Below are 6,362 nucleotides of genomic sequence, written 5' to 3' on the forward strand. Positions count from 1 at the left end.
ATAATTTACATCTTTGTATTATAAATTTTCATCAAAATGAAAAAACATAATTTTAGTGCAGGTCCCTGCGTTCTGCCGCAATCAGTATTGCAAAAATCGGCGGAGGCAGTTTTAAATTTCAATAATTCAAACCTTTCGTTATTAGAAATTTCACACCGAAGCAAAGACTTTGTAGAGGTAATGGATAACGCCCGGAATTTAGCTCTAGAGCATTTGGGACTTCAAAATAAAGGGTATCAAGCCCTATTTCTGCAGGGAGGCGCAAGTCTTGAATTTTTAATGGTGGCCTATAATCTTTTAGAGAAAAAAGCAGCCTATTTAAATACAGGAACTTGGAGTGACAAGGCTATAAAAGAAGCCAAACTATTTGGTGAAGTTGTGGAAGTAGCCACTTCAAAAAGTGATAACTTCAACTTTATTCCTAAAAATTACAAGGTGCCTTCAGATGCAGATTATTTTCACTGCACAAGTAACAACACAATTTTTGGGACGCAGATGCAAAGCTTTCCAGAAATAAATATTCCAATGGTCTGTGATATGAGCAGCGATATTTTTTCGCGTCAGCTTGACTTTTCAAAATTCAGTTTAATTTATGCTGGAGCCCAAAAAAATATGGGACCAGCCGGAACAACTTTGATTGTTATAAAAGAAGAAATTCTTGGTAAAGTTTCACGCGTTATTCCTTCAATGTTAAATTACAAGGTACACATTGACAAAGAAAGCATGTTCAATACTCCGGCGGTTTTCCCCGTTTACGTTTCTATGTTAACCTTGCAATGGCTAAAAGATATGGGCGGTGTTTCGGCAATAGAAAAAGTAAACAATCAAAAAGCGGAGATTCTTTATTCCGAAATTGATAAAAATCCATTGTTTGAGGGTTTCGTAACCAACAAAGAAGATCGTTCAAAAATGAACGCTACTTTTAATTTGCGAAATGATAAACTGAAAGCAACCTTTGATGATCTTTTAAAACAAGCAGGCATTAACGGTTTAAATGGCCATCGCAGTGTTGGCGGCTATCGCGCGTCTATGTACAACGCGCTTACGCTGGAAAGCGTTCAGGTTTTGGTCTCTATAATGCAAGCTTTGGAAAAAGGCGCATAATTCAATATTTAATAACTCAGTAATAATTTTAGATGAAAGTATTAGCAAACGACGGAATTTCAAAAAGCGGAATATCTGATTTAGAAAAAGCAGGTTTTGAAGTATCAACTGTACATGTAGCGCAGGAGCAGCTTCAGAATTACATTAACACACATAAAGTAGAAGTGCTTTTAGTGCGCAGCGCCACACAAGTGCGAAAAGATATAATTGACAATTGCCCTTCTTTAAAAATTATAGGTCGTGGTGGCGTCGGCATGGATAATATTGATGTTAATTATGCCCGTGAGAACGGTTTGGAAGTAATTAATACGCCAGCAGCTTCTTCAGCTTCCGTAGCGGAATTGGTTTTTGCACATCTCTTTGGAGGCGTACGTTTTCTACACGACTCCAACCGCAATATGCCTTTGGATGGCGATACAAAATTTAAGGAGTTAAAGAAAAATTATGGCGGCGGTAGAGAATTAAGAGGAAAAACACTGGGAATTGTTGGTTTTGGAAGAATAGGTCGCGAAGTTGCAAAAATAGCTTTAGGTTGCGGAATGAAAGTTGTTGCCAGCGACCATGAAGTGGGCGAAGCTGATATCACACTCGATTTTTACGACGGTCAGAAAATAACACTACAGATTAAAACCGCCCCCGTTTCAGAATTAATAAAACACAGCGATTTTATATCGCTACACGTTCCATCCCAAAATGGATACCTAATCGGCAAAGATGAAATTGCACAGATGAAAGATGGCGTAGGCATCGTAAACGCAGCACGTGGCGGTGTACTTAATGAAAAAGCGCTGTTGGAAGGTCTGGAAGATGGTAAAATTTCCTTCGCCGCCCTCGATGTTTTCGAAGAAGAACCCACTCCGTCTGTAAAAGTACTTATGAATGATAGAATATCATTAACGCCCCATATTGGTGCTGCAACCAACGAAGCACAGGACAGAATTGGTACGGAACTGGCTAGCCAGATTATTTCTCTTTTGTGTAAATAACCGTAAGCCTTAACTTTTTTGATAGCAATACTGTTCATTTTTATTAACTTAACCCTTTAATTATATCATTCAAAAAATGTCAGGAATTGTAGATTTATTAAACAGTGATCTCGGAAAAAAGATTATTGGAGGTATTAGCCAAGAAACACATCAACCAGTAGACAAAACTGCTTCGGTTGTTGCAATGGCAATGCCTATACTTCTGGGAGCAATGAAACGCAATGCAAGTAGCGATAGTGGTGCAGCAAATTTAATGAACGCTTTAAACAATAAGCACGACGGTAGCATCTTAGACAATCTAACAGGACTTTTTGGGGGCGGTGTAAATGAAGATGTAAAACAAGACGGTCTTGGTATTTTAGGGCACGTTTTAGGCGGTTCGCAAGATAATGCCGTACACGCACTATCCCAAAAATCTGGATTAGACACCAATTCAGTAATGCAAATTTTACAGGTCGCAGCACCTATCCTATTGGGTTATTTAGGAAAACAGAAGCAAGAAAGGAACGTTAGTTCAGAATCCGGAATCGGTGATTTGCTCGGAAGTTTAATGGGCGGTAGCAATAAAAAGCAGCCGCAGCAGCAATCTCTTATTGAATCACTCCTGGACGGCAATAATGATGGCAGCGTTATAGATGATATAGCCGGAATGTTTTTAGGCGGAAATAAGAAAAAAGGCGGTATTGCTGGAATGCTCGGCGGCTTTTTCGGGAAATAATTTCGAAATACGCAAATACCGTTCATTATTCAAGTTGGACGGTTTTTTTAAATGAAAGTTAAATTCAGCCTGCATCGTTTTTCATTTGTTAACTTTGCGAAAATCATTATTATGAAAAATTATTTCCTGATTGCGGTACTTTCAATTTTGATCTATAGTTGTGGAACTGGAAACAAAACCCTGAATAATTCCACTTCTTCTGAAATTACGAAGAACGATACCATTCGCATTGCTAATGATAGCTTAGAATACGAAATTTTAATTATAGAACCGGGTTTTAATTCTTGGCTAATTTCGCAGCCGCCACGCGGTTTTTATGGCCAAGCAAAACTAGAGGGAAAAAATATGCAGTTTGTTGCCGATTATAATAACCGCGTATTAAATCCAAACAAATACTCCCGCAACTTATATACCGAGCGAATTAATTACGATCCCTCAATAGATTATGGCTATGAGGTAAATTACCTTTTGTACAATTACTTTGTGTACTTTCAGGATAAGTACAATCAAAAATTTATTGGAGGACGCAATTGAAAAAGCTTAAAGAACGTTGGAATATTGAAACCAACGGCCAACTTTTTATAGTATTTCTGGTTTTTGCAATTACCGGAAGTTCCGCAGCAAAATTAGGGTCACCAATCACTGATTTTTTTGAAATTAAGAAAGAATTGGGATGGTATGTTTATTGGCCTTTTAGAATATTAATTATTCTGCCAATTTATCAAGTGCTTCTTGTTTTTTACGGTTGGGTGTTTGGTGAATATGATTTTTTTTGGAAATTTGAAAAGAAAATGCTCCGCAGTATGGGTTTAGGATTTATATTTAAAAAATGACCATCTTTAAAAAGGAAATAATACGACTTTTTGTTGCGTCTATTTTTTCGTTGGCATTGTTATATCCTACTGCCGTGCAATTTGCACATACTTTTGAGGGCCACGAACACAAGGCCTGTACAGAAACTTCAACACATCTTCACGAAAAGCAATTGGACTGTTCCATTTGTGATTTTCAATTTTCAATATTTAATTTTAGCCCACAGGAACTTCCTGAATTTACGGTATTCCACAGTTATCAAAATATTGAAACTGTCTATGTTTTACCAGAATTCAAATTAAATACTACTCATTATTTTCTAAGAGGTCCGCCGCTATTTTCTTGATTTTTAGCATTTTATTTCAATCAAACAATTACTTTTAAATCAAGAAAGCATGAAAAATATTCTATGCTTGCTTGCGGTGTTCTTAGTTTATACCGCAGCGAGCTCACAAAATTCCTTGACAGGAACCATAACTTCAGAAAATACAAACGAGGCCGTTCCCGCAACAATCTACATTCCCCAACTTGAAAAAGGGACGGTTGCAGACTTTGACGGCAACTACAGCTTAAATAATATTCCAGACGGAAACTACAACGTAATCTTTTCTTCTTTGGGCTTTGCGACCGTTTCAAAAAAAATAAATTTTTCCAACGCTAAAAGTGTGATGGAAAATCTTGAAATGCAGGAAAGCGCTGTGGAAATGGAAGAAGTAATAGTTTCTACCCCATTTCATAAATTACAGAGCGATAATGTAATGAAAGTAGAGCGCGTTTCTACGGAAGATCTAAACACTTCAGGTGCTTTAACACTCGCTGACGGCATTAAAAACATTGCTGGCGTAGATATAATTTCAACAGGTACAGGCATTGGAAAACCCGTTATTCGAGGCTTAAGTTCGAATCGAATTTTAACTTATACTCAGGGTGTGCGATTGGAAAATCAGCAGTTTGGAGACGAGCACGGACTGGGCATTAACGAAGCCGGTATAGAAAGCGTAGAAGTTATAAAAGGCCCAGCATCACTGCTCTATGGAAGTGATGCTTTAGGTGGCGTACTTTACTTGAATCCCGAAAAATTTGCGCTCACTGGTGAAACCCACAGCGATGTAAGCAGCACTTATTTCTCAAATACTTTGGGAACTTCAACAAATCTTGGCGTTAAAACCTCTAGTGAAAAGCTAAAATTTTTAGTGCGTGGCTCTTACTCTTCTTTTAGCGATTATGAAACGGGAGCCGGTTACCGTGTAACCAATTCACGCTTTAACGAAAAGGATTTTAAAACTGGCCTTCAATATTCTGGTACAAAATTTAAATCGACGCTTCGTTATAATTACAATCGCTCCAACATTGGAATTCCAGAAGTAGTTAGCGAACAAACGCAATCAAAGGATTTAGAACTTCCCTTTCAGGAAATCGACAACCATATTTTGAGTTTTGACAATACTTTGTTTTTCAACAATTCAAGTTTAGATGTGAAAGCGGGTTATCTGTTCAATGATAGACGAGAATTTGAGGACGAAGCAGACTTAGCGGCACTTCGGCTGAAACTGAATACGCTCAATTATGATGTGAAATATCACCTTCCGCAATTTGGGAATTATGAAACTATTGTTGGTTTACAGGGAATGTTTCAAAATAACAAAAATGAAGGTGAAGAGATTTTGATTCCGGATGCAAATACTACAGATATTGGATTTTTGGCCACTTCACATTATCATTTGGAAAAAGTTGATTTTCAAGCCGGGATTCGTTTTGATTCACGAAAAATTGAAAGTGAAGCTGCACGAAATCCCGCAGATGAAGATTTTATTCCTGGGTTGGATAGAACATTCAACAGCTTTACTGGAGCTTTAGGAGCTAAAGTGGATTTAGTTGAAAATTTTTCGGCACGCGTTAATTTGGCTAGTGGTTTCAGAGCACCAAACTTGGCAGAACTTACTTCAAATGGTGTACACGAAGGCACAAACAGATATGAACGCGGCAATGCAGATTTAACAAACGAACAGAATTTTCAAGCGGATGTTGCTTTGGAATACAGAAATGAACATGTTGAATTTTTCGCAAATGGTTTTTATAATGCTGTGAACAATTATATTTTCCTTTCACCCAATAATGAAGTAATCGATGATTCTCAAGTATATGACTATCTACAGGACGATGCCTCGCTCTATGGTGGTGAATTCGGTTTTCACCTTCACCCGCATCCGCTGGATTGGCTTCATTTGGAAAGCAGTTTTGAAACCGTTACGGGTATGTTGAGCAATGACAGTTATTTGCCTCTTATTCCTGCCAATTCGTTGCGTAATACATTTCGTGTAGAAATGCACGATGGAAAAACAAGAAAATCCAGTTCGGCATTTATAACGCTTGAAAATACTTTTGACCAAAAAAACGTAAGTGATTTTGAAACAAGAACGGGCGGTTATTCGTTATTAAGTGCGGGTGTGGAAAGCAGTTTTCAGCTTCAAAAAGTTTTGCTGAAAATTGGCTTAAACGGAACCAATCTTACTGACAAACAATACACAGCGCATCTGTCAAGATTTAAGCCAGATGGCATATTCAATATTGGAAGAAGTATAAATGTAAATTTAAAGCTAGAAATCTAAAAAAGAAGAGGTCGTCTAAAAACTATTTAGGCGACCTTTTATTTTTTGGTCTTTTTGATTTTATTCTGAAGCTGATTGTTTAATTAGGTGATTAGTCAGTAGATCAAATTAAGCAAAGCGATTCTTACATCG

7 protein-coding genes are annotated in these 6,362 nt (G+C 37.5%); all 7 read left to right on the forward strand.

Annotated features, from left to right (window positions below):
* The first annotated feature begins 36 nt into the window (after window positions 1-36).
* The 7 genes from serC (at window position 37) to ESV24_RS09205 (ending at window position 6,230) form a co-directional block, all read left to right on the forward strand.
* Entirely contained in the window at window positions 37-1,104 is a 1,068-nt protein-coding gene (gene serC, locus ESV24_RS09175; protein WP_111815831.1) for a 3-phosphoserine/phosphohydroxythreonine transaminase, read from the forward strand.
* Between the two features lie 32 nt (window positions 1,105-1,136).
* Window positions 1,137-2,090 carry a D-2-hydroxyacid dehydrogenase gene (locus tag ESV24_RS09180; RefSeq protein ID WP_111815830.1) on the forward strand — a complete coding sequence of 318 codons (954 nt, stop codon included), beginning with the start codon at window positions 1,137-1,139 and terminating at the stop codon, window positions 2,088-2,090.
* 76 nt (window positions 2,091-2,166) lie between these two features.
* Window positions 2,167-2,808 (forward strand): DUF937 domain-containing protein, encoded by a 642-nt coding sequence (locus tag ESV24_RS09185; RefSeq protein WP_111815829.1) that lies wholly within the window; start codon window positions 2,167-2,169, stop codon window positions 2,806-2,808.
* Between the two features lie 111 nt (window positions 2,809-2,919).
* A complete protein-coding gene (locus ESV24_RS09190; protein WP_170227880.1) occupies window positions 2,920-3,342 on the forward strand; it encodes a DUF6146 family protein in 423 nt (140 codons plus the stop codon).
* Entirely contained in the window at window positions 3,339-3,641 is a 303-nt protein-coding gene (locus ESV24_RS09195) for a DUF6787 family protein (RefSeq protein WP_111815827.1), read from the forward strand. The genes ESV24_RS09190 and ESV24_RS09195 overlap by 4 nt, the downstream gene beginning before the upstream one ends.
* On the forward strand, window positions 3,638-3,967 hold the full coding sequence (locus ESV24_RS09200) for a hypothetical protein (protein ID WP_111815826.1): 330 nt from the start codon (window positions 3,638-3,640) through the stop codon (window positions 3,965-3,967). The genes ESV24_RS09195 and ESV24_RS09200 overlap by 4 nt, the downstream gene beginning before the upstream one ends.
* A 49-nt stretch (window positions 3,968-4,016) precedes the next feature.
* Entirely contained in the window at window positions 4,017-6,230 is a 2,214-nt protein-coding gene (locus tag ESV24_RS09205) for a TonB-dependent receptor (RefSeq protein WP_111815825.1), read from the forward strand.
* The last annotated feature ends 132 nt before the right edge of the window (window positions 6,231-6,362 follow it).

This window comes from Aequorivita lipolytica (assembly GCF_007997135.1).
Lineage (GTDB): Bacteria > Bacteroidota > Bacteroidia > Flavobacteriales > Flavobacteriaceae > Aequorivita > Aequorivita lipolytica.